Consider the following 26,664-nt stretch of genomic DNA (forward strand, 5'->3'; position numbering starts at 1 on the left):
GGCCAGAACAGGTTTACATCGGCGGCGACTGATCCGCTGGCTTGTCCTTGTTCACCCCGGGCACATGCAGGTTGCCCTCGGCCACCTGGCCTTCAAGCTGCGGCTGGGTCACCCAGGTGAGGATGTCGTAATAACGACGGATGTTGGCCACGAAGTGCACGGGTTCGCCACCGCGGGCATAGCCGTACTTGGTCTGCCGGTACCACTGCTTCTGGGCCAGCCGTGGCAGCATCTTCTTCACGTCCAGCCACTTGTTCGGGTTGAGCTTTTCGCGCTTGGCCAGGGTGCGGGCGTCTTCCAGGTGGCCGGTGCCGACGTTGTAGGCGGCAAGGGCGAACCAGGTGCGGTCCGGCTCCTGGATGCTGTCGTCGAGCTCTTCCTTGATCTTCATGAAGTACTTGGCACCGCCCTGGATGCTCTGCTTCGGGTCCAGTCGGTTGGACACGCCCATGGCCTGCGCAGTGCGCTGGGTCAGCATCATCAGGCCGCGCACGCCGGTCTTGGAGGTGACTTCTGGCTGCCACATCGATTCCTGGTAGCCGATCGCGGCCAGCAGGCGCCAGTCCACCTGTTCGACCTTGGCGTAGCTCTTGAAGTGCTTCTCGTATTTGGGCAGGCGCTGCTGCAGGTGCTGGGCGAAGGTATAGGCACCGACGTAGCCGAGCACGTCGACATGGCCGTAGTAACGGTCCTTCAGGCGCTGCAGGGTGCCGTTCTTCTGTGCCTTGTCGAGAAATTCGTTGATTTCGTTGAGCAGGCTGTTGTCGTCACCGGCCGCCACCGCCCAGCGCTGGTCGCGGGTGTCGCCGAGGTCGAAGGCGACCCGCACGTTGGGGAAGTAGACCTGGTTCATGGCCAGTTCATTGGAATCCACCAAAGTCAGGTCAATCTGGCCTTCGTCGACCATGCGCAGCAGGTCGACCACTTCGACCGCGTCTGACTCTTCGTATTGCAGGCCCGGGTACTGCTTTTTCAGTTCGGCCAGCTGGTCGGCGTGGCTGCTGCCCTTGAGCACCATGATCTTCTTGCCGACCAGGCCCTTGGCATCGGTGGGACGAGGGCGGCCGTTGCGGTAGATGACCTGCGGGGTCACTTCCAGGTAGGGGTGCGAGTACCTGACCTGGGCCTTGCGCCGGTCGCTGCTGACCAGGCCGGCCGCCGCCAGCACCGGGCCGGAAGGCTTGCCGAGCGAGTCGTACAGTTCGTCGAGGTTGTCGGCGGTCTCGATCTGCAGTTTCACGCCGAGATCTTCGGCGAAATGCTGGACCAGTTCATACTCGAAGCCGGTTTCGCCGTTGCGGTCCTGGAAGTAGGTAGCGGGGCTGTTGCGGGTGATTACGCGCAGCACGCCATCCTCCTTCACGCGCTCGAGGGTGCTGGGTTTTTCAACGCAGGCACCGAGCAGCAGAAAGAGTCCGGTTGCGATTAGCCATCTGGCGCAACGTTGGCGCAAAGCAGTGTGGGCGAACATAGGTTGCAGTATACGCAAAGGACCGGCACAGCCATATCTCGACAACGGTTAGCTTGTCTGGTAGCGGGTTGTGTGGTTGGGGTGGGATTGCATCAAGGCCACCAGGGCCCGCCTTGAGATGATTGGCGCCTGTGAGATCGAGCGCCGCCCGCGCGGCGCATCGCGAGCTTTGCTCGCTCCTACGTTTGTTTCGGGCCAGTTACGCCTGTGACAGGCGCGCGCGACCGCCTTGTTGGTTCAACGCGATATTGCGCCATGCGCCAAGACGTTCGCGCGCAAATCCACCAGGAATGATTGGCCCGAAACAAACGTAGGAGCGAGCATCGCGAGCTTTGCTCGCTCCTACGTTTGTTTCGGGCCAGTTACGCCTGTGACAGGCGCGCGCGACCGCCTTGTTGGTTCAACGCGATATTGCGCCATGCGCCAAGACGTTCGCGTGCAAATCCACCAGGAATGATTGGCCCGAAACAAACGTAGGAGCGAGCATCGCGAGCTTTGCTCGCTCCTACGTTTGTTTCGGGCCAGTTACGCCTGTGACAGGCGCGCGCGACCGCCTTGTTGGTTCATCGCGATATTGCGCCATGCGCCAAGACGTTCGCGTGCAAATCCACCAGGAATGATTGGCCCGAAACAAACGTAGGAGCGAGCGCAGCTCGCGATGCGCCGCGCGGGCGGCGCTCGATCTCACGGGCGCTGAATCACTCAAGGCGAACCCCTCTCAAATTTGACCCCGAAGTCCGGTTCCGCCGCCCGGCAGCCATGGCTTAGAGCGGGTGCCGAAAGCCGTCGAATTAGGCTAGAATGCACGGCCTCTAAGCACACCCCTTCCTGAGGCTGTCCCGACGATGTTGATCCTGCGCGGCGCTCCTGCCCTTTCTGCCTTTCGCCACGGTAAATTACTCGAGCAACTGAGCCAGAAAGTCCCCGCTGTTACTGGTTTGTATGCCGAATTTGCCCACTTCGCCGATGTTGAAGGCGAGCTGACCGCCGACCAGCAGCAGGTGCTGGGCCGTCTGCTCAAATACGGCCCGAGCGTGCCGGTACAGGAGCCGACCGGCCGCCTGTTCCTGGTCGTGCCGCGCCTGGGCACCATCTCGCCGTGGGCCAGCAAGGCCAGCGACATCGCCCACAACTGCGGCCTGCAGTCGATCCAGCGCCTGGAGCGCGGCATCGCCTATTACGTGGCCGGCAACCTGAGCGACGCCGACGCCGAGCTGATCGCCGCCGAACTGCACGACCGCATGACCCAGCGCGTGCTGGCCAAGCTGGAGCAGGCAGCCGACCTGTTCAGCCACGCCCAGCCCAAGCCGATGACCTCGGTCGACATCCTCAAAGGTGGCCGCGCCGCCCTGGCCCAGGCCAACATCGACCTGGGCCTGGCCCTGGCCGAAGACGAGATCGACTACCTGGTCAACGCCTTCCAGGGCCTCAAGCGCAACCCGAACGACATCGAACTGATGATGTTCGCCCAGGCCAACTCCGAGCACTGCCGCCACAAGATCTTCAACGCCAGTTGGGACATCGACGGCCAGGCTCAGGAAAAGAGCCTGTTCGGCATGATCAAGAACACCTACCAGATGCACAACGAAGGCGTACTGTCGGCTTACAAGGACAACGCCTCGGTGATCGTCGGCAGCGTCGCCGGCCGCTTCTTCCCGAACCCTGAAACCCGCCAGTACGGTGCGGTGCAGGAGCCGGTGCACATCCTGATGAAGGTCGAGACGCACAACCACCCGACCGCCATCGCCCCGTTCTCCGGCGCCTCCACCGGCTCCGGCGGCGAAATCCGCGACGAAGGCGCGACCGGCCGTGGCGCCAAGCCAAAAGCCGGCCTGACCGGCTTCACCGTGTCCAACCTGCGCATTCCAGGCTTCGAACAGCCATGGGAGCAGGCCTACGGCAAGCCAGAGCGCATCGTCGACGCCCTCGACATCATGATCGAAGGCCCACTGGGCGGCGCCGCGTTCAACAACGAGTTCGGTCGCCCGGCCCTGACTGGCTACTTCCGTACCTTCGAGCAGGCCATCGACACCCCGCATGGCGAGGAAGTGCGCGGCTACCACAAGCCGATCATGCTCGCTGGCGGCATGGGCAACATTCGTGAAGAACACGTGCAGAAGGGCGAGATCACCGTCGGCGCCAAGCTGATCGTGCTCGGTGGCCCGGCCATGCTGATCGGCCTGGGCGGCGGCGCCGCTTCGTCGGTGGCCACCGGTGCCAGCTCGGCTGATCTGGACTTCGCCTCGGTACAGCGCGAAAACCCGGAAATGGAGCGCCGTTGCCAGGAGGTCATCGACCGCTGCTGGCAGCTGGGCGACAAGAACCCGATTGCCTTCATCCACGACGTGGGCGCCGGTGGTATCTCCAACGCCTTCCCGGAGCTGGTCAACGACGGTGGCCGTGGTGGCCGCTTCGAACTGCGCAACGTGCCGAACGACGAGCCGGGCATGGCCCCGCACGAAATCTGGAGCAACGAATCGCAAGAGCGTTACGTGCTGGCTGTCAGCGCCGTCGATTTCGAGCGTTTCCAGGCCATCTGTGAACGCGAGCGTTGCCCGTTTGCCGTGGTCGGCGAAGCGACGCAAGAGCCGCACCTGACCGTAAGCGACAGCCACTTCGGCAACACCCCGGTGGACATGCCGCTCGACGTGCTGCTGGGCAAGCCGCCGCGCATGCACCGTTCGGTCACCCGCGAAGCCGAGCTGGGCGATGACTTCGACCCAAGCAAGCTGGATCTGGACCAGGCTGTGCAGCGCGTGCTGAACCACCCGGCCGTGGCCAGCAAGAGCTTCCTGATCACCATCGGCGACCGCACCATCACCGGCCTGGTTGCCCGCGACCAGATGGTCGGCCCGTGGCAGGTGCCAGTGGCCGACTGTGCCGTCACCGCCACCAGCTTCGACGTCTACACCGGTGAAGCCATGGCCATGGGCGAGCGTACCCCGCTGGCCCTGCTGGATGCCCCGGCGTCCGGGCGCATGGCGATCGGCGAAACCCTGACCAACCTGGCCGCTGCACGCATCGAGAAACTGTCCGACATCAAACTGTCGGCCAACTGGATGTCCGCCGCTGGCCACCCGGGTGAAGACGCGCGCCTGTACGACACCGTCAAGGCTGTCGGTATGGAGCTGTGCCCGGAGCTGGGCATCACCATTCCGGTCGGCAAAGACTCGATGTCGATGAAGACCAAGTGGAGCGAAGAGGGCGTCGAGAAGAGCGTCACTTCGCCGATGTCGCTGATCATCACCGGCTTCGCCCCGGTCACCGACATTCGCCAGACCCTGACCCCGCAACTGCGCATGGACAAGGGCGAGACCGACCTGATCCTGATCGACCTGGGCCGTGGCAAGAACCGCATGGGCGCCTCGATCCTGGCCCAGACCTACGGCAAGATCGCCGCCCTGGCACCGGACGTCGACGACGCCGAAGACCTCAAGGCGTTCTTCGCCGTGATCCAGGGCCTGAACGCCGACGGCCACCTGCTGGCCTACCACGACCGTTCCGACGGTGGCCTGCTGACCACCGTGCTGGAAATGGCCTTCGCCGGCCACTGTGGCCTCGACCTGCAACTCGACCCGCTGACCGACAGCAAGGACGACGTGGCAGCCATTCTCTTCAACGAAGAGCTGGGCGCGGTCATCCAGGTTCGCCAGGATGCCACCCCGGACGTGCTGGCACAGTTCAGCGCTGCCGGCCTGGGCGAGGGTTGCGTTTCGGTGATCGGCAAGCCGGTCAACAACGGTGAAGTGTCCATCAGCCTCAACGGCGAAGTGCTGTTCGACGACGAGCGTCGCATGCTGCAGCGCCAGTGGGCCGAAACCAGCTATCAGATCCAGCGCCTGCGCGACAACGCCGACTGCGCCGACCAGGAATTCGACCTGCTGCTCGAGGAAGAAAACCCGGGCCTGTCGGTCAAGCTGGGCTACGACGTCAACGACGACATCGCCGCGCCGTACATCAAGAAGGGCGTGCGCCCGCAAGTGGCGATCCTGCGCGAGCAGGGCGTCAACGGCCAGGTCGAGATGGCTGCCGCCTTCGACCGCGCAGGCTTTGCCGCCATCGACGTGCACATGAGCGATATCCTCGCTGGCCGTGTGGACTTCGAAGCCTTCAAGGGCCTGGTCGCCTGCGGTGGCTTCTCCTACGGTGACGTGCTGGGTGCCGGTGAGGGCTGGGCCAAGTCGGCGCTGTTCAACAGCCGCGCCCGCGATGCCTTCCAGGCCTTCTTCGAACGTACCGACAGCTTCGCCCTGGGCGTGTGCAACGGTTGCCAGATGATGTCCAACCTGCACGAGCTGATCCCGGGCACCGAGCACTGGCCGCACTTCGTGCGCAACCGTTCGGAGCAGTTCGAGGCGCGCGTGGCCATGGTCGAGGTGCAGAAGTCCAACTCGATCTTCCTGCAGGGCATGGCCGGTTCGCGTATGCCGATCGCCATCGCCCACGGCGAAGGCCATGCCGAGTTCGCCAGTGAAGAGGCACTGCTGGCAGCCGACCTGTCCGGTTGCGTGGCCCTGCGCTACGTCGACAACCACGGCAAGGTCACCGAAGCCTACCCGGCCAACCCGAACGGCTCGCCGCGTGGTATCACCGGCCTGACCAGCCGTGACGGCCGCGTGACCATCATGATGCCGCACCCGGAGCGTATGTTCCGCGCCGTGCAGAACTCCTGGCGCCCAGATGAGTGGCAGGAAGACGCCGCGCTGATGCGTATGTTCCGCAACGCCCGCGTGTGGGTGAACTAAGGCGTGTACAAGCTCGCCTTCTTCGTCCCGGCCAGCCATGTTGAAGTGGTCAAGGCCGCCGTGTTCGCCGCTGGTGGCGGGCGTATCGGCGACTACGACCACTGCGCCTGGCAGACCCTGGGCCAAGGCCAGTTTCGCCCGTTGCACGGCAGCCAGCCGTTCCTCGGGCAAACCGGCCAGGTCGAGGTGGTCGAGGAGTGGAAGGTGGAGCTGGTGGTGGCCGACGACCTGATCGTTCAGGTCGTCGCTGCGCTCAGGCAGAGCCACCCGTATGAGACGCCAGCCTATGAGGTCTGGCGCCTGCTGGACTTCTGAAGCGGCCAGCTTTTCACTGCCAGGGCGCAGGCCCTGTGTCTGGCATGTTGACGATGCTCCAGAAACTGGTGTCGGTCAGTTCCTCTGTTTCCTTGATATGTTCCACTGCTGTTTGCAGCGATTCCTGTACTTCCTTCAGTGCATGCTCAAGTTCTTCGGTCTGAAGTTGCCTGAGCGTTTCGAGCGATTTGCCTTGCTCGACCTTTTCAGGGTTTGCTTGCGCCCACTCATCAACGATCTGCGTGAACCAATCGGTATCGTTGGGATGGACGATATAACGCTGGGCCACAATCTCTGGGCTGTCCAGTTCTTTGCCCAGCGCCATCCAGTGATTGAACATGGCCTGGCCAACGTCCTTCACTGCGTGCGCCGCCAGTATCACCGCCAGGGAGTGGAAAGGGTGCGTGTCGTGATCCTTGGCCAGTTGTGAATGGGTTGCCAAGACATTAACGTCGTTGTTCGGGTCTCCGTTCAGATGAGCCTGTAAGGTCGCGATATGGTCACTTGCCCAGTTAAGCAGTGGTTTCCTGATCAGATTGATTGCGTGTTCGATGGCCTTGCTAGGTAACTCAGTAAGGTTTTTGACATTGTTCAACCATTGGTAGATCTCATTGTTCCTGACGTTGTCGCGCGCATTGAGATAAAGCTCGTAGGCGTTGGCCAGCAAAGAGTCTTCACCCTTCAGCAATATCAGCATCACGTTATCAAAGTCGCTACGCTCACCGGGCTCGCGGTCTGCCTTCTGGTCGCCATAAAGCAGCTCGGCCAGCGGATCGCTGACACTGCCGACGATATCCAGTGCACCGAACATGCCGGTGATGACGGGCCACTCATGGCGGCTGATATCCCTTGACTCGATGCGTGTGGTCCATGGCAACACCTTGTCGTGGCCCAGTTTTCTCAAGCTGAGTTCAACAAAGTTGGAGTGAGCGAAATAGTCTTCCAGTACATGCAGGCCTTCGCCGAACAGTCGCATGCCTTTTGCTGTCGTGCCTTCTTTTTTCGCAGCTTCCAGCTTTTTGCTCATGTAAATGACTGGCCGGCGGATGTAACGCTTCATCGAGCGTTTGGGTAGCACCGTATTGAGTTTGTCTTCAGGAAATACCAGTGCGGTGAAATCGGGGTCGATGCTACGGGGGTCGAACGCCTCTCGGTCCAGTGTGGTTGGGTTATCGATGTGTTCGTGAGCCCGGTAAACCCCAAGCAGCTCAGGGGTAACGCGATAGTCTGCACGTTCTTCAGGTGTTTGCTGCAAGCTGTGGAAATGCTTCAGGGCAAACAGATCGACAACCGCCGTCAGCTTTTCTCGCGATAGGCGCGGTAGTTGCCGTGCCGCAATGGCCTTGATGATCTCCGTTGTATCGATCTGGGCATTGCTCACGGGATGAACGATCTTTGGGTCAATCAGTTGCGAGTAGTCGCGCAGCCAGTTGCCAAAGTAGATGGCCTTGCGTTGCGCCTCGCTGAAACCGACGGTTTCCAGGGCATCTTCAATGGATTGATGACCGAAAGAGTTGAGACCGTGACCTCGTCCAGCAGCGAAGCGTTTCTGACGGCTTGGCGGGCTTGTAGGGGTGCTGAGTATCAAGGTGTGCTTGGCGCCTGCCTCAATGAATGTTGCAAAGGTGCTCCCGGCATCGATCGGTTCGTTATAGAAAAGCAGTGTTTGCACAAATGCCTTGGTCATCTGCGCGGGTTCTGCTGGATCAAAGTCTGGTGCGTCAGCTTCTGTGCCGCCATGCAGCAAAAGGGCATGAATGTGCAGCGCAAATGCCTCCATGAGCGCAAGCATGAGCGGGGCGCCTTCCTCAGGATGCTCAATGGCCTGTGCGATGGCCTTGCCTTGCACGAGTATCTCGCGCGTTTCTCGCAGGTAGGTGCAAGGCTCGGAGATATCGTCGCTGACCTGGTAACTTGGGTTGTTGAAGGTCTTGGCAATCAGTTGCCGCTGAAGGTGCATGAACAAGGCGGGTGACAGGCGGCTGCCAAATATTGGCCTGAACAAGTGAGTAAACAGCTGAATGTCGATAGCCGAGGCGAGTTTTTGCAGTTGTTCAAGGGCGAAGGTGCTGGAAAATGAGGTGGTATCTTGCTGGTTGGTCATGGCGTTTACCTGATCAGGATGAAAAACCAGCTTGCGTAGTTGCCTGCCAACAAAGCATTTAGAAACGCTACCAGCGGGTCGTCAGCCTTATGCGGTTTGATCAGTTGGCCGCGGGCGTTTGCTCTCGGTGCAGTGAGACGCCCAAAGGCGAAAAGCACCCTGATCGGCACCGCCGGCAGGGTCTGAGAGCACCTATCCGGCAGCGTAAGAATCATCCTCCCCACCACGAAGCAGCGCACGATCACGTAGGGCCTGCTGCGCCGCAGCGTGGCCACATCGGCCAAGCCCACCCAGTCCACGATAAACGTCGCAGCCGGGATCTCGAAGGCCATGGGTGTGGTGCAGTGGTGTGCGCAGCAGGGGCGGGTACGCAGCAGGGCACCGATCCTACTGTGACAAGCCTGCGACTGCGGTGGACGCTTCCTGCTGATTGAAGGCGGGCGTGAAGCCTTAGCGTCGGCGGTGTTCGCTTTGAACGCCACTGAACGAGGTAACACCCATGCTCCCTGCATCATCGAGCAAGCGCTGGCTGTGCGTTTGCCTGCCGTTGGTCGTCGCCATTTCCTCGGCCAGCCTGCGCGCTGAAATCAACCCTGTGCTGCCCGACCACTGCCAGGTCGGTTGCCCCTTGGGAGGCAGCGAGCAGACTCTGTACCGCTACGCCTACGCGCTGAACAACAATCCGCAGACCAAGTTCGCCAACTGGGTGGCCTATCGCATCTCTGCACAAACCCAGGCGTCTGGCGCCAAACGGCAGTGGAAATCCGACCCTGATCTGCCAGCAGAGCATACGCTGGAGCCTGCAGACTACAAGAACGCCAGCGCGGCCCTGGCCGTCGACCGTGGGCATCAGGCCAATCTGGCGTCGATGGCCGGCTCGCAAAATGCCCAAGAGCTGAATTACCTGTCGAACATTACCCCGCAAAAGGCCAACCTCAACAAGGGCGCCTGGGAGAAACTGGAAACGTACGAGCGCAACCTGGCGCGTGACGAAGATGTGGAGGCGGTCTACGTGCTGACCGGTCCCTTGTACGAAGCCGTCATGGATGCACTGCCAGAGGCAGACGAGTCGCATCGTGTACCCAGCGGCTACTGGAAAGTCCTGTTCATTGGCGATGCCCCACAGCAGGCGTCCAACGTCGCCTTCATCATGGGCCAGGATACGCCGCTGAAGGCAAGTTTCTGCGACTATCAGGTAACCGTCGATGCTATCGAAAAACGGACCGGTCTGGTGCTATGGAGCGACTTGGCGGCGGAGCAGGGGGCAGCATTGAAAACGACCGCAGGAGGCCTTGCGAAACGCTTTGGTTGCTGAGGGGGGCGTGCGCCGCCCACGGCAACGTGCATACAGACCCCGCGCGCGAAGAGCATGGCCACCTCAGCAGCGGATGGCGCAGCTGTATCGCCGCGGGGTAACCGATCAGACGGTGCCGATCTCCCCGCCATCATCGCGCTGGATCACCACCGTCGCAGCGCGTGGCCTTACTTTGGTCCCTGTCGGGGTCGCATCGGTCGCCTTGTCGGTATGCGGCCAGTTATCCGGGTGCTGGATGTTGATGAACAGCGTCTTGTTGTCCGGCGTGAAGCTGATGCCCGTAACCTCGCAACCATTCGGCCCGACGAAGAAGCGGCGCAGGGCCGCCTGGTTCTGGGCATTGATCGGCACCTGCTTGCCACTGGCATCGACCAGGTCGGTGGGAATCACCGCCAGCAATTGGTCGTTGGTGTAGTCGGTGAGGGTGGTTTCACCGTTGTCGGTCTCGAACCACAGCACGCCACGGCTATCGAAGCTCATGCCGTCAGGGCTGGCGAACTGGTTGAGTTCGGTCAGGCCTGAGCGGTTGATGTCGGCAGTACCGCTGGCGTTGGCGCCGAACACGAAGATGTCCCAGGTGAAGCTCAGCTGGTCGTCGCTGTCGTGCCAGCGGATGATGTGGCCGTGGCGGTTCGGGCCGCGCGGGTTGGCCGCATCGACCTTGTCGGCAGCCCGCACGCTGTTGTTGGTCAGGGTCAGGTAGACGTCGCCATTGAGCGGGTTGACGGCGGTCCATTCCGGGCGGTCCATCGGCGTGGCGCCCACGGCGTCGCCGGCACCCCGGGTGTTGAGGATGATGCCGGCGAGGTCACCGTAAAGCGCACCCAGGGTGCTGCCGGCGGAGGTGGCGGTGTTCACGTCGAGCAGCAGCCACACGCCGGTGCCGTCGGCATTGAAGCGGGCGACGTACAGCTTGCCCTGGTCCAGGTACTTGGCCCCGGTGGCCAGGCGGTCGGCCGGGGTGGCGTCGGCGGCATCCCACACGGCCGTGGACACCCACTTGTACAGATACTCGTTATTCGAGTCGTCGCCCATGTACCAGACCAGCGGCTTGCCGGCTACCGGCAGGCCTGGGCAGCAGCCTTCGTGGCGGAAGCGGCCCAGGGCTGTGCGCTTGGTGGCCAGGGTACTGCTGTTGTACGGGTCGATCTCGACGATGTAGCCGTAGGTGCTGGCTTCGTTGCGGTAGTCATCGGTGGCGCTGGCACCTTTGACGGTCACGTCGAAGCGGGCGAATTCATCGGCCTCTTCACTGCTGTCGCCGGCTGCGCTTTCCCACTGGTACTGGCCACTGGAGGTACCCACGCCAATGCGGCGCTGGTCTTCGGGGCGGGTGCCCTTGTTGACGAAGATGCCCGGCCAGTTCTCTTCGCAGGTCAGGTAGGTGCCCCACGGGGTATAGCCGTTGCCGCAGTTGTTGTTGGTGCCGCGACAGTGGGTGCCATCGACCGAGTACTTGGTCTTGACGTGGTCGGTGCCGCGCAGCGGCCCGGTGATTTCCATGCGCGAAGCGGTGGTGAAACGACGGTTGAGCGGGTCGTTGTCGACCACTTGCCAGCGACCGTTGCGCTTCTGCAGGCGCACCACGCCGGCGCCGTGGGCGTTGATTTCCTTGCGCACTTCTTCGGCCGGGCGCTTGCCGCTGGTGTCGGTGGTCGGGCCGTTGGGGTGCAGGGCAGCCGTGTCGATGTATTCGAAGTTGATCGCCAGCAGGCCGTCTTCGGAGCTGCCGTTGATCGGGAAGAAGTGCATGCCGTCATGGTGCATGCCCATGGCGTTGGCCTGGTCGGTCGAAGTGTTGCTGCCGTCCGATTTCCATGGGGTGGCGTTGCTGTTCAGCGGTGTGCCCCAGGGGGCCAGCACATAGGCGCTGTAACCGGCTGCGACCACACAGGCATCGCTGCGCGAGCCAGGAATGGACTGGAAGCCAAGGGCCAGTTTCGGCGCTTCAGGCTCGCTCGCCGGTGGTTGGGTGGCCGGACCGTGACCGGAACTGCCATTGCTGTCGAAGCAGCCGCTCAGGCCGGTACCGGCAATCATGGCAATGGCGGCGCCCAGGCTCCCGCGCATCACGCTGCGACGGCTCAGATAAGCGTCCATGACGCTGGCCATCGGCAGGTTACCGCTCTGGTTGCGGTCAAGATTATCGCCGGTATCTCGACTCATCGGGATGTCCTTATAGTGGCTGAGTGGGATGAGACCGCGACTTTAGGGCGCTACTGTGACGATTCATTTGCAGAAATATTAACGGGCTTTTAAAACTGTAAGTTCTTATTGCTACCTCAAACAGCTCGTTTTGGCGTGTTTGAAAGCAATGGACAAGGCGGACCGTTTAGACCTCACAGGAGCGGTTTGCCCGAGTTGGTCGAGCCCTTGTTCCAAGTCGGGCAAGTACAGGGGGGGGCCCAGTACGCCGGGGAAGGCGCCGCTCAGCGACAGAGGCAATGCTGGGCCGGCGAGCTCGATGGTTTCGACGAAGCCTTCGACGATGACGATGTCCAGTGGTGCACCAGCCTGAGGTTGCTGGCGCAGATAGGGACGGCTGGTTGGAAAGCCTGCGCTGACATACAGCTGGGTGATGCTTCTGAGCAGGCTGTTGATGTCATCGATGCCCATGCAGGGCAGTGCCCGGTCGCGCAGAGAGTGCTCAAGCGCCTGATCCGGAAGTTGACGGTTACCTATGATGCGCAGGCCGGACACGGCCCAGCACTGACTGTCGAGCCTGTGGGTGGGGGCCTGCTCGCTGGCCTCGGGCAAGGTAATCTGCTGCCAGCGCTTGAGCCGCTGTTGCTGCTCGAAATCCCGCAGTGACTGCTGCTGGTCGCGCAGTTGCAGGCTGGCGGGGTCCTCAGCCAGGGCGTTGGGGGTGAGCAGCAGGCCCGCCAGGCACCCGGCGAGCAGACGGCTGGCGATAGGGCGGAATCGGCATGGCATGAAACATCCCCGCAAGTGGCGTACGGATTACGTACTCATTTGCGGGGATGCTAAAAGCCCATGCCCCCGGTTGGATGCAGTATCCAGCCTCGGCAGGGCGTAGGGAAATTATGCATTTGAAGTGTGAAAGGTCCTACAAGCTCAGTCTGCTTGCAGGACTATCAAGGACGAATCTCGATCAGCGTGCCATCGCGGACCAGGTCCCACACTTCCTGCATGTCGCGGTTGCGCATGGCGATGCAGCCATCGGTCCAGTCGAGGGTGTGGAAGTACCATTCGGGGTAGTCATCGTTGATCGGCGTGCCGTGGATCATGATCATGCTGCCGGCGCTCCAGCCTTCGCGGGTGGCGCGGGCGGCGTCGCTGATGTTCGGGTAGGTGATGTGCATGGCCAGGTTGAAGCGGTCGCTTTCCTTGCGCCAGTCCAGCCAGTAAAGGCCTTCCGGGGTCTTCTTGTCGCCTTCCCGTTCCTTGGCGCCCTTGGGCTGTTTGCCCAGGGAGATGCGGTAGGTCTTCAGCGGCTCGCCGCGGCTGATCAGTTGCAGGCGCCGCTCGGACTTGATCACCAGCACCTTGTCGATCAGCGGCTGCATGGCGGCCTGGGACTGCGACTGAGCCGGCACGGGCGGTTGTGGCTTGCGAATGACGACTTCGGTGAAGGCCGCCTGGGACACCGTGGTAACGCAAAGGCAGAAAAGGGCGAACAACCAACGCATGAAGCAGTACCTGCGAGCTTAAGTGGTGGGCGAAACATTCATCGGCGGCAGGTATTCATGGCCTATCGGGTAGTGCTGCCTGATGCGGTCGCGATAATAGCATTCTAGTGTGCGAGTGACGGTGCGGAAAGCCAGCTCGCCCCACGGTATTTCGTGTTCCTCGAACAGCCGCACCTCCAGGCTTTCGACACCCACGGCGAATGCCAGGTCGGCCAGCTCGGCGCGGAAGAAAACATGCACCTGGTTGATGTGCGGCAAGTCGAACAGTTGGTAAAGGGCCATTTCCCCGACGCGGGCGCAGGCTTCCTCGACGGTTTCGCGACGGGCGGCCTGATCGAGGGTCTCGCCGTTTTCCATGAAACCGGCCGGCAGCGTCCAGAAGCCGCGGCGCGGCTCGATGGCGCGGCGGCACAGCAGCACCTGGCTGCCCCAGGTGGGCAGCACCCCGGCGACGATATTGGGGTTCTGGTAGTGGATGGTCTGGCAATACTCGCAGACGAACCGCAGGCGACTGTCGCCTTCGGGGATCCGCTGAATGACCGGCTGGCCGCACGCGCTGCAGAATTTCATGGTGTTCTTCCCTGTTGACCCGGTTATCTTGGCGCGCCAGGCGGGGCTGCCGCAAGCGCACGGGGCTTGGGTGCTTCGCAGCTTTGGTGCATCATGCATGGCAGGCCTTGGAAACGAGAGTGCGCAATGCTGGACGAGCTACTTCGCCGTATGAGCAACCACCAACCTGCTTCACTGGAAACCGACCGACGGTTCCCCGAGGCGGCGGTACTTTTGCCCATCACCCGCAGCGAAGCGCCCGAGCTGGTTTTGACGCTGCGTGCCAAGGGGCTTTCGACCCATGGCGGCGAAGTCGCCTTTCCCGGTGGGCGCCGCGATCCGGAAGACCCGGACCTGGTGTTCACCGCGCTGCGCGAGGCCGAGGAAGAAATCGGCCTGCCACCCGGCCTGGTGGAGGTGATCGGCCCGCTCAGCCCGCTGATCTCCCTGCACGGCCTGAAAGTGACCCCGTTCGTCGGCTTGATCCCGGATTTCGTCGAATACCGCGCCAACGATGCCGAAATCGCGGCAGTCTTCAGCGTGCCGCTGGAATTCTTCCGCCAGGACCCGCGTGATCACACCCACCGGATCGATTACCAGGGCCGCAGCTGGTACGTGCCCAGCTATCGCTACGGCGAGTACAAGATCTGGGGGTTGTCGGCGATCATGATCGTCGAGCTGGTCAACCTGTTGTATGACGCCGGTATCAGCCTGCATCAACCCCCTGAGCGCTACATCGAAATCTGAGCGGGGACACCCTGCCGTCTGCGTGAACCTCTGAGGAGCGAACATGAAATACCGCCTGGGCGACCACCGGGTCGACTGCCACCCCACCAGCTGGGCCGCACCCAACGCCACCCTGATCGGCAAAGTGCGCCTGCAGGCCCGTGCCAGCGTTTGGTTCGGTGCCGTGCTGCGGGGTGACAACGAACGGATCGATATCGGCGAGGGCAGCAACGTCCAGGACGGTACCGTGATGCACACCGACATGGGCTCGCCGCTGACCCTGGGCAAGGGCGTGACCATCGGCCACAACGCCATGCTGCATGGCTGCACGGTGGGCGACTACAGCCTGATCGGCATCAACGCGGTCATCCTCAATGGCGCGCGCATCGGCAAGCACTGCATCATCGGCGCCAACGCGCTGATCCCCGAAGGCAAGGAAATCCCCGACGGCTCGTTGGTGATGGGCTCGCCGGGCAAGGTGGTGCGCGAGCTGACTGAACAGCAGATGCGCATGCTCGAAGCCAGCGCCGCACACTATGTACACAATGCCGAGCGTTATTCGCGAGAACTGGTGGTTGACGATGAGTGAAGTTGCAGTAGAACGGCCGGTGGCGTCGCCATGCGTGAGCATTTGCGCGCTGGACGAGCAGGATATCTGTACCGGCTGCCAGCGCACCGTGGCCGAGATCGGCCGCTGGGGGCGGATGGACAACAGTGAACGCCGGGCGGTGTTGAAGCTTTGTCATGAGCGGGCGGTGGCGGCCGGGTTGATTATTGGGCACTGACCGCAAAATCAAGTAATCTGTGCGGCTTGCCCACAGATCACTCGCCATGTTCTATCTCATTGCCTATATCAGTAGCGTAGTGCTGATCAACTACGCCTTCTCCAGCGCCCCGCACCTGGACATCATCTGGTCCTGCTGGGGCGGCCTGGTGTTCATCCTGCGCGACATGGTGCAGACCCGCTACGGCCATGGCGCGCTGATCGCCATGCTGCTGGCGCTGGTGCTGTCGTATGTCACCTCGGAGCCGGCCATTGCCCTGGCCAGCGCCACCGCGTTCTTCGTCTCCGAACTGATCGACTGGCTGGTGTTCAGCATCACCCGGCGGCCACTGCGTGACCGCCTGTGGCTGAGCTCGGCGCTGAGCATTCCGGTGGATACCTTTATCTTCTTTGGCATGATCGGCGCCCTGACGCCGGCGGTGATCGGCACCGCCATGGCCTCGAAATTCGCCGGTGTCACGGCCGTCTGGCTGGCCATGGCATTTCGTGCGCGGCGGGCCGCTGTGGCGGGCTGATGGTGTAGAATACCGGTCCTTTTTCAGCGGGCCGTGCCAAGCCTGGCACGGCCCCGGACGCCTTCGAGGACCTGAAATGACCCGTATCGGAACCCCATTGTCGCCAACCGCGACCCGTGTACTGCTCTGCGGCTGTGGCGAGCTGGGCAAGGAAGTGGTGATCGAGCTGCAGCGCCTGGGCGTCGAAGTGATCGCCGTCGACCGTTACGCCAATGCCCCGGCGATGCAGGTGGCGCACCGCAGCCACGTGGTCAACATGCTCGATGGCGTTGCCCTGCGGGCGATCATCGAAGCGGAAAAGCCGCACTACATCGTTCCGGAAATCGAAGCCATCGCCACCGCCACGCTGGTCGAGCTGGAGAATGAAGGCTTCACCGTGGTGCCAACCGCCCGCGCCACCCAGCTGACCATGAACCGCGAAGGCATCCGCCGGCTGGCCGCCGAAGAGCTGGACCTGCCGACCTCGCCGTATCACTTTGCCGACACCTACGAGGACTACGCCAAAGCCGTGGCCGATGTCGGTTACCCTTGCGTGGTCAAGCCAGTGATGAGTTCTTCGGGCAAGGGCCAGAGCCTGCTGCGCAGCGATGCCGACCTGCAGAAATCGTGGGACTACGCCCAGGAAGGCGGCCGCGCCGGCAAGGGCCGGGTAATCATCGAGGGCTTCATCGACTTCGAATACGAAATCACCTTGCTGACCGTGCGCCATGTGGGCGGCACCACCTTCCTCGAGCCGGTCGGCCACCGTCAGGAGAAGGGCGACTACCAGGAATCCTGGCAGCCACAGGCCATGAGCGCGAAAGCCTTGGCCGAGTCGCAGCGCGTGGCCAAGGCGGTCACCGATGCACTGGGTGGTCGTGGCCTGTTCGGTGTGGAGCTGTTCGTCAAAGGCGACCAGGTGTGGTTCAGCGAAGTCTCGCCGCGCCCGCATGACACTGGCCTGGTGACCCTGATTTCCCAGGACCTGTCGCAGTTCGCCCTGCATGCCCGTGCCATTCTCGGCCTGCCGATTCCGGTGGTGCGCCAGTTCGGCCCTTCGGCTTCGGCGGTGATCCTGCCGGAAGGCCAGTCGCAGCAGACCAGCTTCGCCAACCTGGGCGCTGCCCTGAGCGAGCCGGACACGGCCATCCGCCTGTTCGGCAAGCCGGAAATCAACGGCACGCGCCGCATGGGTGTGTGCCTGGCGCGTGATGAGTCGGTCGAAGCGGCGCGGGCCAAGGCGACCCGTGCTGCGCAGGCGGTCAAGGTCGAGTTCTGATCTGAGACCGTATGGGGCCGCTCTGCGGCCCTTTCGCCGGCAAGCGCGGCTCCCACAAGGGCTGTGCGATCCCTGTGGGAGCCGCGCTTGTCGTGGCGACGAACCGCGGCGATGGGCTGCACAGCAGCCCGAATGGCTCACAGCGCGGTATTGCGGGTCTCCTTCAGGCACAGCACGGCAATCAGGCTGATCACCGCCGCCGCCGACACATAGCCCCCCACCCAGCTCAACCCGCCCATGCTCACCAGCTTCTGGGCAAAGAACGGTGCCGCCGAAGCCCCGACAATGCCACCCAGGTTGTACGCCGCCGAAGCGCCGGTATAACGCACATGGGTCGGGAACAGTTCAGGCAGCAGTGCCCCCATCGGTGCAAAGGTCACTCCCATCAGGAACAACTCGATGGCCAGGAACAGTGCCACGCCTGTGGTCGACCCTGAGGTCAGCAATGGCTCCATGGTGAAGCCCGAAGCCACCGCCAGCAGGCCGCCGACAATCAGCACCGGTTTGCGCCCGTAACGGTCGCTGAGCCAGGCCGACAGCGGTGTGGCCAGGGCCATGAAGACCACGGCGAAGCACAGCAGGCCGAGGAAGGTCTCGCGGCTGTAGCCCAGGGTGGTCACGCCGTAGCTCAGCGAGAATACCGTCGAGATATAGAACAGCGCATAGCACACCACCATGGCGGCTGCGCCCAGCAGGGTCGGCAGCCAGTACTTGGCGAACAGGTCGACCACCGGCAGCTTCACCCGCTCGTGGCGCGCTACTGCCTTGGCGAACACCGGGCTTTCTTCAAGCTTCAGGCGCACATACAGCCCCACCATCACCAATGCGGCACTGAGCAGGAACGGAATGCGCCAGCCCCAGTCGCGGAACTGTTCATCACTGAGCAGCATGGCCAAGGTCAGGAACAGGCCGTTGGCAGCAAGGAAGCCGATCGAAGGGCCAAGTTGCGGGAACATGCCGAACCACGCACGTTTGCCTTCTGGTGCGTTCTCGGTGGCCAGCAGTGCTGCGCCGCCCCATTCACCACCCAGGCCCAGGCCTTGGCCGAAGCGCAGCAGGCAGAGCAGGACCGGTGCCCATACACCGATGCTGTCATAGCCCGGCAGCACACCGATCAGCGTGGTGGACACGCCCATCAGCAGCAGCGAAGCGACCAGTGTCGACTTGCGCCCGATGCGGTCACCGAAATGGCCGAACAGTGCCGAGCCCAGCGGGCGAGCGAGGAAGGCAATGCCGAAGGTGATGAACGCCGCGAGCATCTGCGCAGTGCCCGACCCGGACGGGAAGAACACCGGGCCGATCACCAGCGCGGCAGCGGTGGCATAGACGTAGAAATCGTAGAACTCGATGGCCGTGCCGATGAAGCTGGCGGTGGCAACCCGTGCAGGCGAGTTGACCGGCGCGGCAGGCGCTTGGGCATAGGTGCTGGTGGTCATTAAGTAGGTCCCTGACAGTCTGGTCCGCTCCATGGGCTTTGTCTGCGCTGTGTGCATGGGTCGAAGGCAGGCACAGCTTGGCGGACGCCGGAGCGTATTGTTGTTGTGTTCGCGCGACTGACGATTGGCCCGAGGAGGGTAGGGGCGGGAGCGGGCACTGTTCGGGGTATTGAAGCAGGACCGCGGGGCGTGTCAGTGGAGCGGACTGGCCGTGTGGCGCCGGGTGCGGGTAGCAGGCGGAACGGCGGGGCTGGGTAAGCGTGACCCGAGTATAGCTATCGGGTCACGGTCCACACCAGTACCTTGCTGGCGCAATTGTCCTCTGTTTCGAGGATTTCCAGGCGATAGCGGCCGATCTTCAGGCAAACAGCGCTTTCCGGAATGCTCTCGAGGGCTTCGGTGACCAGCCCGTTGAGGGTTTTCGGGCCGCCGTCGCAAGGCAGGTGCCAGCCCAGGGTGCGGTTGATCTCGCGCAGCGAGGCGGTGCCTTCGATGACGAAGGTGCCATCGGGCTTCGGGTGCACGTGCGGGTTGTCGAGGCTCTGTTCGTCCTCGAATTCACCGACGATCTCCTCGAGGATGTCCTCCAGGGTGACGATGCCCAGCACCTCGCCATACTCGTCCACCACCACACCCAGGCGCCGCTGCTGCTTGTGGAAGTTCAGCAGTTGCATCTGCAGGGGCGTGCTTTCCGGTACGAAGTACGGTTCGTAGCAGGCGCCCAGCAGTTGCTCCAGGGTCAGCTCGGCCTTGGGCAGCAAGTGGCTGATGAGCTTGGTGTTGAGGATCGCTTCGACCTGGTTGATGTCGTTGTGGTACACCGGCAGGCGCGTGTGGCGGCTGACGATCAACTGCTCGATGATGTGCGCGATAGGCTCGTCAAGATTGATGCCATCGACTTCGTTGCGCGGCACCAGGATGTCATTGACGGTGATCTTGTCCAGCGACTGCAGGCCGTCCAGCAGGCCGTGGCGCGGTGCCTCGTGCTCGTCGTCTTCGTCGAAGTCGTCAGCTTCCTGCGGGTGCAGGGCCACCGCCGTGGGCTGCACGCGAAACGGCCGCAGCATCAGCTTGGCGATGCCGTCGAACAGGCAGGCCAAGGGTTGCAGCAGGGCCAGGGGAAATGGCCGCAGGCTCAGGCCCAGGCTGATGAAGGCCTGCGGATTGCGCCGAGCCAGGCGCCGCGGCAGGAACTCGGCGAACACCAGCAGTATTGCCACGGCGGCCAGGCCAGCCAGCCAGAAGCCGTGCTCGCCGCTCTGGCGTTGGCCGATCAGGCAAGCCAGGCCCAGCACCAGCAGCTTGCCCAGGCTGGCGCACAGCACCAGGGCTTGTGCCGGCAGCAGCGGCTGGCCGTCATCGCCATTGCGCAGCGAGCCGTTGAGCAGCAGGCGGGCGGCGTCCACGGCGGTGAACAACGCCGACCACAGTAGCGCCAGTGCCAGAATGCCGAGTAGCGGTGCGTACGGCAGGGTGTCCATGGGCGGCCGTCAGATATGCAGGATGAATTCGCGAACCAGCTTGCTGCCGAAATAGGCCAGCATCAGCAGGCAGAAACCGGCCAGGGTCCAGCGGATCGCCTTGTGCCCGCGCCAGCCCAGGCGGGTGCGGCCCCATAGCAGCACGCTGAACACGATCCAGGCGATGCAGGCCAGCGAGGTCTTGTGCACCAGGTGCTGGGCGAACAGGTTCTCAAGGAACAGCCAGCCGGAAATCAGCGACAGCGAGAGCAGGCACCAGCCGGCCCAGAGAAAGCCGAACAGCAGGCTTTCCATGGTTTGCAGTGGCGGGAAGTTGCGGATCAGCCCGGATGGGTGCTTGTTCTTCAGCTGGTGGTCCTGCAGCAGCAACAGCAGCGACTGGAACACCGCGATGGTGAACAGGCCATAGGCCAGGATCGACAGCAGGATGTGCGCGAGGATGCCCGGTTCTTCGTCGATCAGCGGCACTGTGCCGGGCGGGGCGAACTGCGCCAGCAGGGCGGTTACCGCGCCGAGCGGGAACAGCAGCACCAGCAGGTTCTCCACCGGGATGCGCAGGCAGGCCAGCAGCGTCAGGGCGATGACCGCCACGGCGATCAGGCTGGCGGCGCTGAAGAAGTCCAGGCTCAGCCCCAGCGGGGTGATCAGCTGGAAGAACAGTGCGCCACCCTGGGCGACCACGGCGAGGGCGCCGAGCAGGCCAAGCAGGCGTTTGTCGGCCTTTCGGCCCTGGGCCAGGTAGGTGCCCTGGTAGATGGCCGCAGCTATATATAAGGCGGCGGCGATCAGGTTGGGGATGAGGCTGGGTGAGGAAACCATAAGTCCTGGTTGCAGAGCCTTAAAGAGACGGAGTTTGGCATAGATTCCGCTGCTCTAGGAAGACTGCGGGCCCGCGTCGTGGCATTCGCGGGTAAACCCGCTTTCAACAGGTACGGCGCCGCCCTTGAAACCTGCACAGGTCCTTGTGGGAGCGGGTTTACCCGCGAAGAGGCCGGTGCAGGCACCGAATGTCTCCCAAGGTGTCCGCCGCCGCCGCACTTCGTTATAATCGCCGCCTTGCTGTGCCTGGCGGGTGTGCATTTCCCCCTCGGGTGCCTGACAAACCTCGGCTTTTACTGGGCCTGAAAGGATCACCATGTTCGAAAACCTGACCGACCGCCTGTCACAGACGCTGCGCCATGTCACCGGCAAGGCCAAGCTGACTGAAGACAACATCAAGGACACATTGCGCGAAGTGCGCATGGCTCTGCTCGAGGCCGACGTTGCCCTGCCGGTGGTCAAGGATTTCGTCAACAGCGTCAAGGAACGTGCGGTCGGCACCGAGGTGTCGCGCAGCCTGACCCCGGGCCAGGCGTTCGTGAAGATCGTCCAGGCCGAGCTGGAAAGCCTGATGGGCGCGGCCAACGAAGACCTCGCGCTGAACGCCGCGCCGCCAGCCGTGGTGCTGATGGCAGGCTTGCAGGGTGCGGGCAAGACCACCACCGCTGGCAAGCTGGCGCGCTTCCTCAAGGAGCGCAAGAAGAAGAGCGTGATGGTGGTTTCCGCCGACGTTTACCGCCCGGCGGCGATCAAGCAGCTGGAAACCCTGGCCAACGACATCGGCGTGACCTTCTTCCCGTCCGACATCAGCCAGAAGCCGGTGGCCATCGCTGAAGCGGCGATCCGTGAAGCCAAGCTGAAGTTCATCGACGTGGTCATCGTCGACACCGCCGGCCGCCTGCACATCGATGCCGACATGATGGCCGAGATCAAGGCGCTGCACGCCGCGGTCAAGCCGATCGAGACCCTGTTCGTGGTCGACGCCATGACCGGCCAGGATGCGGCCAACACTGCCAAGGCCTTTGGTGAAGCCCTGCCGCTGACCGGCGTGGTGCTGACCAAGGTCGACGGTGACGCGCGTGGTGGTGCCGCGCTGTCGGTGCGTGCCATCACTGGCAAGCCGATCAAGTTCATCGGTATGGGCGAGAAGACCGAAGCCCTCGAGCCGTTCCACCCCGACCGTGTCGCCTCGCGCATCCTCGGCATGGGCGACGTGCTCAGCCTGATCGAGCAGGCCGAGCAGAACATCGACAAGGCCAAGGCCGACAAGTTGGCCAAGAAGCTGAAGAAGGGCAAGGGCTTCGACCTCGAAGACTTCCGCGACCAGCTGCAGCAGATGAAGAACATGGGCGGCCTGGGCGGCCTGATGGACAAGCTGCCGAGCATCGGCGGGGTCAACCTGTCGCAGATGGGCAACGCCCAGGGCGCGGCCGAGAAGCAGTTCAAGCAGATGGAAGCGATCATCAACTCGATGACCCCGGCCGAGCGTCGCGACCCTGACCTGATCAGCGGTTCGCGCAAGCGCCGCATCGCCCTCGGTTCCGGCACCCAGGTGCAGGACATCGGCCGGCTGATCAAGCAGCACAAGCAGATGCAGAAAATGATGAAGAAGTTCTCCGCCAAGGGCGGCATGGCCAAGATGATGCGCGGCCTGGGCGGGATGCTGCCAGGCGGCGGCATGCCGAAGCTGTAACCCCTATTTTGGGCGCCTGCTTACATACGGGCAGGCGCCCGGAACCCCCGCTTCGGCGGGGCAACGGCCGCGGATTCCGTGGCTTAACCGGCAAATCTGGACGGTAGGGCAGGACTCTGCCGAAAAAGGCATTTGCAAATGTCCGTGTATTCCCCGAGAATATGCGGCCTTTTGGGCACCCGTGTGCCTATTTGGCATTCAGATTTGCAGCACCGACTATAGGAACAATGTTCACATGGTAACCATTCGTCTGGCCCGTGGCGGCTCGAAAAAGCGCCCATTCTACCACCTGACCGTGACCAACTCGCGTAACGCCCGTGACGGCCGTTTCGTTGAGCGCGTAGGTTTCTTCAACCCGATCGCTGCTGGCGCCGAAGTCAAGCTGTCGGTCAACCAGGAGCGCGTCTCCTACTGGCTGAGCCAGGGCGCACAGCCGTCTGAGCGTGTTGCTCAGCTGCTGAAGGAAGCTGCCAAGGCTGCAGCCTGAGCAGTATGAACGCGACGCCAGAAAAGGCTGACGACCTCATCGTCGTTGGCAAGATTTTTTCGGTTCACGGCGTTCGCGGCGAGGTGAAGGTGTATTCCTTTACCGATCCGATTGAAAACCTGTTGGATTATCCGCGCTGGACGCTTCGGCATGAAGGCAAGGTAAAGCAGGTCGAGCTGGTCAACGGTCGTGGCTCCCAAAAGGGCCTGGTCGTGAAGCTGAAAGGCCTCGATGATCGCGATGAAGCCCGTCTTCTGAGCGGTTACGAAATCTGCATTGCGCGGAGCCTTTTGCCCAACCTGGCTGCCGACGAGTACTACTGGTACCAGTTGGTGGGTCTGACGGTCATCAACCAGGACGAACAACTGTTCGGCAAGGTCGATCACCTGTTGGAGACCGGTGCGAACGATGTAATGGTGGTCAAACCCTGCGCAGGCAGCCTGGATGATCGCGAGCGTCTGTTGCCCTATACGGCGCAATGCGTGCTCGATATCGACCTGGAAGCAGGCGTTATGCGGGTTGAGTGGGACGCGGACTTCTAAACGATGGGTAACCTTCGCGTAGACGTCATCACGCTGTTCCCCGAGATGTTCTCGGCCATCACGGAGTACGGCATTACCAGCCGCGCGGTGAAACAGGGGTTGCTTCAGGTGACTTGCTGGAACCCGCGGGACTACACCACAGATCGCCACCATACCGTGGATGATCGGCCGTTTGGCGGTGGTCCGGGCATGGTGATGAAAATCAAGCCTCTGGAAGACGCCCTGGTTAGCGCCAGGCAAGCGACCGGAGCAGCGGCGAAGGTGATCTACCTCTCGCCACAAGGCCGCAAGCTGACTCAGCAGGCGGTCAAAGGCCTGGCCGAACAGGAATCGTTGATCCTGATCGCCGGTCGTTATGAAGGCATCGACGAGCGTTTTATCGAGGCTCATGTCGATGAAGAGTGGTCGATTGGCGACTATGTGCTTTCCGGTGGTGAGCTGCCGGCCATGGTTCTGATCGATGCGGTTACGCGGCTGCTGCCCGGAGCTTTAGGGCATGTGGACTCGGCGGAGGAAGACTCCTTCACCGACGGTCTGCTGGATTGCCCGCACTACACCCGGCCTGAGGTGTATGCGGATCAGCGTGTTCCCGACGTGTTGCTAAGTGGCAACCATGCACATATCCGGCGTTGGCGGATGAAGCAGTCCCTTGGTAGGACCTTCGAACGACGCGCCGATCTTCTGGAAAGTCGCTCGCTTTCTGGAGAAGAGAAGAAGCTGCTCGAGGAATATCTCCGCGAGCGGGACGATAGTTAAACGTATCGATGGTGGATCAAGTATCCATCTTAGGAGCACAGCATGACCAACAAGATCATCCAGCAGCTCGAAGCCGAGCAGATGAGCAAGGAAATCCCGACCTTCGCACCAGGCGACACCATCGTCGTCCAGGTTAAAGTGAAGGAAGGTGATCGTTCCCGTCTGCAGGCTTTCGAAGGCGTTGTCATCGCCAAGCGTAACCGCGGTCTGAACAGCGCCTTCACCGTGCGCAAGATCTCCAGCGGCGTAGGCGTTGAGCGTACCTTCCAGACCTACAGCCCGCAGATCGACAGCCTGGCCGTGAAACGTCGTGGTGACGTGCGTAAAGCCAAGCTGTACTACCTGCGCGACCTGTCCGGCAAAGCCGCTCGCATCAAGGAAAAACTGTCCTGAGTGCAGTTTGCCCGGTGGCCTAAGGCCCCTTGCGAGAAAAAAGCAGCCTTCGGGCTGCTTTTTTGCTTTCTGAAATCTGTAAAAGTGACGGATATGACCAGCCGAGACCAGGAAATCCAGCGCCGCACCGAGCTGTCGGTGACCCGCGTGACCAAAGCCGTGTTCCCCAACACCACCAACCACCACAACACCCTGTTCGGCGGCACCGCGCTGGCCTGGATGGACGAAGTGTCGTTCATCGCCGCCACACGCTTCTGCCGGTTGCCGCTGGTGACGGTGTCTACCGACCGCATCGATTTCAAGCACCCGATCCCGGCAGGCTCGATCGTCGAACTGGTGGGTTCGGTGATCAAGGTGGGCAATACCAGCTTGCAGGTGCAGGTGGATGTATTCGTCGAAAACATGTACCTGGATGGCCGCGAGCGGGCGATCCACGGGGTGTTCAGTTTTGTCGCCATCGACGAGGACAAGCGGCCGGTGCCCGTTTTGCCCGCGGCCTGAGCGCTCCTGTGCTGGCCTCTTCGCGGGCAAGCCCGCTCCCACAGGTACTGCGCAGCCTCTGAATCCTGTGGAGCACGTGTGGGAGCGGGCTTGCCCGCGAAAGGGCCAGTACAGACAACCTGCCAGCTGCTGTGAAACACTAGGCCCACTTCCAGCACCCAGCAGCCCCGAATGCCCGCCCTAGACCATCCTCTGATCGACCAGTTCCTCGACGCCCTGTGGCTCGAAAAAGGCCTGTCCGACAATACCCGCGTCTCCTACCGCAGCGACCTGGCCTTGTTCAACGGCTGGCTCCAGGAACGTTCGGTGGCCTTGCCTGATGCCGGCCGCGAATTGATCCTCGACCACCTGGCCTGGCGCCTCGACCAAGGTTACAAACCGCGCTCCACCGCACGCTTTCTCTCAGGCCTGCGCGGCTTCTTCCGCTACCTGCTGCGGGAAAAACTGGTCGCCGTCGACCCCACCCTGCAGGTCGACATGCCGCAGCTTGGTCGCCCCTTGCCCAAGTCACTGTCGGAAGCCGACGTCGAAGCCCTGCTGCAGGCCCCGGACCTGAGCGAAGCCATCGGCCAGCGCGACCGCGCCATGCTTGAAGTCCTTTACGCCTGCGGCCTGCGCGTCACCGAACTGGTCAGCCTGACCCTCGACCAGGTCAACCTGCGCCAGGGCGTGCTGCGGGTGATGGGCAAGGGCAGCAAGGAACGCCTGGTGCCGATGGGCGAGGAGGCAGTGGTATGGCTGGAGCGCTACCTGCGTGACGGCCGCGCCGAACTGCTCAACGGCCGCCCCAGCGATGTGCTGTTCCCCAGCCAGCGCGGCGAGCAGATGACCCGCCAGACCTTCTGGCACCGCATCAAGCACCAGGCGCGGGTGGCCTGTATCGACAAGCCGCTGTCGCCGCATACCCTGCGTCACGCTTTCGCCACCCACCTGCTCAACCACGGCGCCGACCTGCGCGTGGTGCAGATGCTGCTGGGCCACAGCGACCTGTCGACCACGCAGATCTACACCCATGTGGCCAAGGCGCGCCTGCAGCAGCTGCACGCCCAGCACCATCCGCGTGGATGAATGTTTTTCATGTTCCGCCGACCGGTCCTTGCAGGCCCCTTCACCAGCAGCGTGAT

Annotated in this window: 22 protein-coding genes and 3 pseudogenes; 15 read left to right on the top strand and 10 right to left on the bottom strand. The window is 62.6% G+C overall.

Going from position 1 to position 26,664, the window contains the following annotated elements; genetic code table 11:
• Positions 1–13 precede the first annotated feature (13 nt).
• Positions 14–1,471 (bottom strand): membrane-bound lytic murein transglycosylase MltF, encoded by a 1,458-nt coding sequence (gene mltF / locus OCX61_RS05090; protein WP_261942868.1) that lies wholly within the window; start codon positions 1,469–1,471, stop codon positions 14–16.
• Between the two features lie 845 nt (positions 1,472–2,316).
• On the opposite strand from mltF, the gene purL reads away from it, so the two are divergent.
• Together purL and OCX61_RS05100 are read left to right on the top strand one after the other, a co-directional pair.
• Entirely contained in the window at positions 2,317–6,216 is a 3,900-nt protein-coding gene (gene purL / locus OCX61_RS05095) for a phosphoribosylformylglycinamidine synthase (protein ID WP_261942869.1), read from the top strand.
• A gap of 3 nt (positions 6,217–6,219) precedes the next feature.
• The gene (locus OCX61_RS05100; protein WP_261942870.1) at positions 6,220–6,531 is read left to right on the top strand and encodes a YqfO family protein; all 312 of its coding nucleotides are present in this window, start codon (positions 6,220–6,222) and stop codon (positions 6,529–6,531) included.
• Positions 6,532–6,544: 13 nt separating this feature from the next.
• On the opposite strand, the gene OCX61_RS05105 is transcribed toward OCX61_RS05100, so the two are convergent.
• The gene (locus OCX61_RS05105; RefSeq protein WP_261942871.1) at positions 6,545–8,635 is read right to left on the bottom strand and encodes an HET-C-related protein; all 2,091 of its coding nucleotides are present in this window, start codon (positions 8,633–8,635) and stop codon (positions 6,545–6,547) included.
• 5 nt (positions 8,636–8,640) lie between these two features.
• Positions 8,641–8,967, bottom strand: a pseudogene (locus OCX61_RS05110) (twin-arginine translocase subunit TatC); the annotation flags it as partial.
• A gap of 167 nt (positions 8,968–9,134) precedes the next feature.
• Here OCX61_RS05110 and OCX61_RS05115 point away from each other — a divergent pair.
• A complete protein-coding gene (locus OCX61_RS05115) occupies positions 9,135–9,950 on the top strand; it encodes a DNA/RNA non-specific endonuclease (RefSeq protein WP_261942872.1) in 816 nt (271 codons plus the stop codon).
• Between the two features lie 105 nt (positions 9,951–10,055).
• Here OCX61_RS05115 and OCX61_RS05120 read toward each other — a convergent pair whose 3' ends face one another.
• The 4 genes and pseudogenes from OCX61_RS05120 to OCX61_RS05135 all read right to left on the bottom strand — a co-directional run bounded on the left by OCX61_RS05120 (position 10,056) and on the right by OCX61_RS05135 (position 14,170).
• Complete coding sequence (locus tag OCX61_RS05120; protein ID WP_261942873.1) at positions 10,056–12,116, bottom strand: PhoX family protein; 2,061 nt, start codon at positions 12,114–12,116, stop codon at positions 10,056–10,058.
• 186 nt (positions 12,117–12,302) lie between these two features.
• Positions 12,303–12,884 (bottom strand): annotated as a pseudogene (locus OCX61_RS05125) (POTRA domain-containing protein); the annotation flags it as partial.
• Positions 12,885–13,045: 161 nt separating this feature from the next.
• Positions 13,046–13,465, bottom strand: a pseudogene (locus tag OCX61_RS05130) (L,D-transpeptidase family protein); the annotation flags it as partial.
• Positions 13,466–13,618: 153 nt separating this feature from the next.
• The gene (locus OCX61_RS05135; RefSeq protein ID WP_261942875.1) at positions 13,619–14,170 is read right to left on the bottom strand and encodes an NUDIX hydrolase; all 552 of its coding nucleotides are present in this window, start codon (positions 14,168–14,170) and stop codon (positions 13,619–13,621) included.
• 126 nt (positions 14,171–14,296) lie between these two features.
• On the opposite strand from OCX61_RS05135, the gene OCX61_RS05140 reads away from it, so the two are divergent.
• The 5 genes from OCX61_RS05140 to purT all read left to right on the top strand — a co-directional run bounded on the left by OCX61_RS05140 (position 14,297) and on the right by purT (position 17,432).
• Positions 14,297–14,896, top strand: coding sequence for a CoA pyrophosphatase (locus tag OCX61_RS05140; RefSeq protein ID WP_027920115.1), 600 nt, complete (start codon positions 14,297–14,299; stop codon positions 14,894–14,896).
• A 43-nt stretch (positions 14,897–14,939) separates the two neighbouring features.
• Positions 14,940–15,464, top strand: a complete 525-nt coding sequence (locus OCX61_RS05145; RefSeq protein ID WP_261942876.1) for a gamma carbonic anhydrase family protein — start codon at positions 14,940–14,942, stop codon at positions 15,462–15,464.
• Positions 15,457–15,660 (top strand): DUF1289 domain-containing protein, encoded by a 204-nt coding sequence (locus OCX61_RS05150; RefSeq protein WP_261942877.1) that lies wholly within the window; start codon positions 15,457–15,459, stop codon positions 15,658–15,660. Before OCX61_RS05145 ends, OCX61_RS05150 begins: the two co-directional genes overlap by 8 nt.
• 46 nt (positions 15,661–15,706) lie before the next feature.
• Positions 15,707–16,174 (top strand): 7-cyano-7-deazaguanine/7-aminomethyl-7-deazaguanine transporter, encoded by a 468-nt coding sequence (locus OCX61_RS05155; protein WP_261942878.1) that lies wholly within the window; start codon positions 15,707–15,709, stop codon positions 16,172–16,174.
• Between the two features lie 76 nt (positions 16,175–16,250).
• A complete protein-coding gene (gene purT, locus OCX61_RS05160) occupies positions 16,251–17,432 on the top strand; it encodes a formate-dependent phosphoribosylglycinamide formyltransferase (protein ID WP_085673393.1) in 1,182 nt (393 codons plus the stop codon).
• Between the two features lie 137 nt (positions 17,433–17,569).
• On the opposite strand, the gene OCX61_RS05165 is transcribed toward purT, so the two are convergent.
• The 3 genes from OCX61_RS05165 to OCX61_RS05175 form a co-directional block, all read right to left on the bottom strand.
• Positions 17,570–18,868, bottom strand: coding sequence for an MFS transporter (locus OCX61_RS05165; RefSeq protein WP_261942879.1), 1,299 nt, complete (start codon positions 18,866–18,868; stop codon positions 17,570–17,572).
• A gap of 275 nt (positions 18,869–19,143) precedes the next feature.
• Positions 19,144–20,349: a transporter associated domain-containing protein gene (locus OCX61_RS05170; RefSeq protein WP_261942880.1), complete on the bottom strand. Its 1,206-nt coding sequence runs from the start codon at positions 20,347–20,349 to the stop codon at positions 19,144–19,146.
• 9 nt (positions 20,350–20,358) lie between these two features.
• Positions 20,359–21,168: a cytochrome C assembly family protein gene (locus tag OCX61_RS05175; RefSeq protein WP_261942881.1), complete on the bottom strand. Its 810-nt coding sequence runs from the start codon at positions 21,166–21,168 to the stop codon at positions 20,359–20,361.
• A 316-nt stretch (positions 21,169–21,484) separates the two neighbouring features.
• On the opposite strand from OCX61_RS05175, the gene ffh reads away from it, so the two are divergent.
• The 7 genes from ffh to xerD all read left to right on the top strand — a co-directional run bounded on the left by ffh (position 21,485) and on the right by xerD (position 26,608).
• The gene (ffh, locus tag OCX61_RS05180; RefSeq protein ID WP_261942882.1) at positions 21,485–22,861 is read left to right on the top strand and encodes a signal recognition particle protein; all 1,377 of its coding nucleotides are present in this window, start codon (positions 21,485–21,487) and stop codon (positions 22,859–22,861) included.
• Between the two features lie 235 nt (positions 22,862–23,096).
• Positions 23,097–23,348, top strand: coding sequence for a 30S ribosomal protein S16 (rpsP, locus tag OCX61_RS05185; protein ID WP_261942883.1), 252 nt, complete (start codon positions 23,097–23,099; stop codon positions 23,346–23,348).
• A 5-nt stretch (positions 23,349–23,353) separates the two neighbouring features.
• Positions 23,354–23,890 (top strand): ribosome maturation factor RimM, encoded by a 537-nt coding sequence (gene rimM, locus OCX61_RS05190; protein WP_261942884.1) that lies wholly within the window; start codon positions 23,354–23,356, stop codon positions 23,888–23,890.
• 3 nt (positions 23,891–23,893) lie between these two features.
• Positions 23,894–24,646 carry a tRNA (guanosine(37)-N1)-methyltransferase TrmD gene (gene trmD / locus OCX61_RS05195; protein WP_003252146.1) on the top strand — a complete coding sequence of 251 codons (753 nt, stop codon included), beginning with the start codon at positions 23,894–23,896 and terminating at the stop codon, positions 24,644–24,646.
• Between the two features lie 42 nt (positions 24,647–24,688).
• A complete protein-coding gene (gene rplS, locus OCX61_RS05200; RefSeq protein ID WP_023629812.1) occupies positions 24,689–25,039 on the top strand; it encodes a 50S ribosomal protein L19 in 351 nt (116 codons plus the stop codon).
• A 93-nt stretch (positions 25,040–25,132) separates the two neighbouring features.
• Positions 25,133–25,540 (top strand): acyl-CoA thioesterase, encoded by a 408-nt coding sequence (locus tag OCX61_RS05205; protein WP_261942885.1) that lies wholly within the window; start codon positions 25,133–25,135, stop codon positions 25,538–25,540.
• 171 nt (positions 25,541–25,711) lie between these two features.
• Positions 25,712–26,608 carry a site-specific tyrosine recombinase XerD gene (gene xerD / locus OCX61_RS05210; RefSeq protein WP_261942886.1) on the top strand — a complete coding sequence of 299 codons (897 nt, stop codon included), beginning with the start codon at positions 25,712–25,714 and terminating at the stop codon, positions 26,606–26,608.
• The last annotated feature ends 56 nt before the right edge of the window (positions 26,609–26,664 follow it).

This window comes from Pseudomonas sp. LRP2-20 (assembly GCF_024349685.1).
GTDB lineage: Bacteria > Pseudomonadota > Gammaproteobacteria > Pseudomonadales > Pseudomonadaceae > Aquipseudomonas.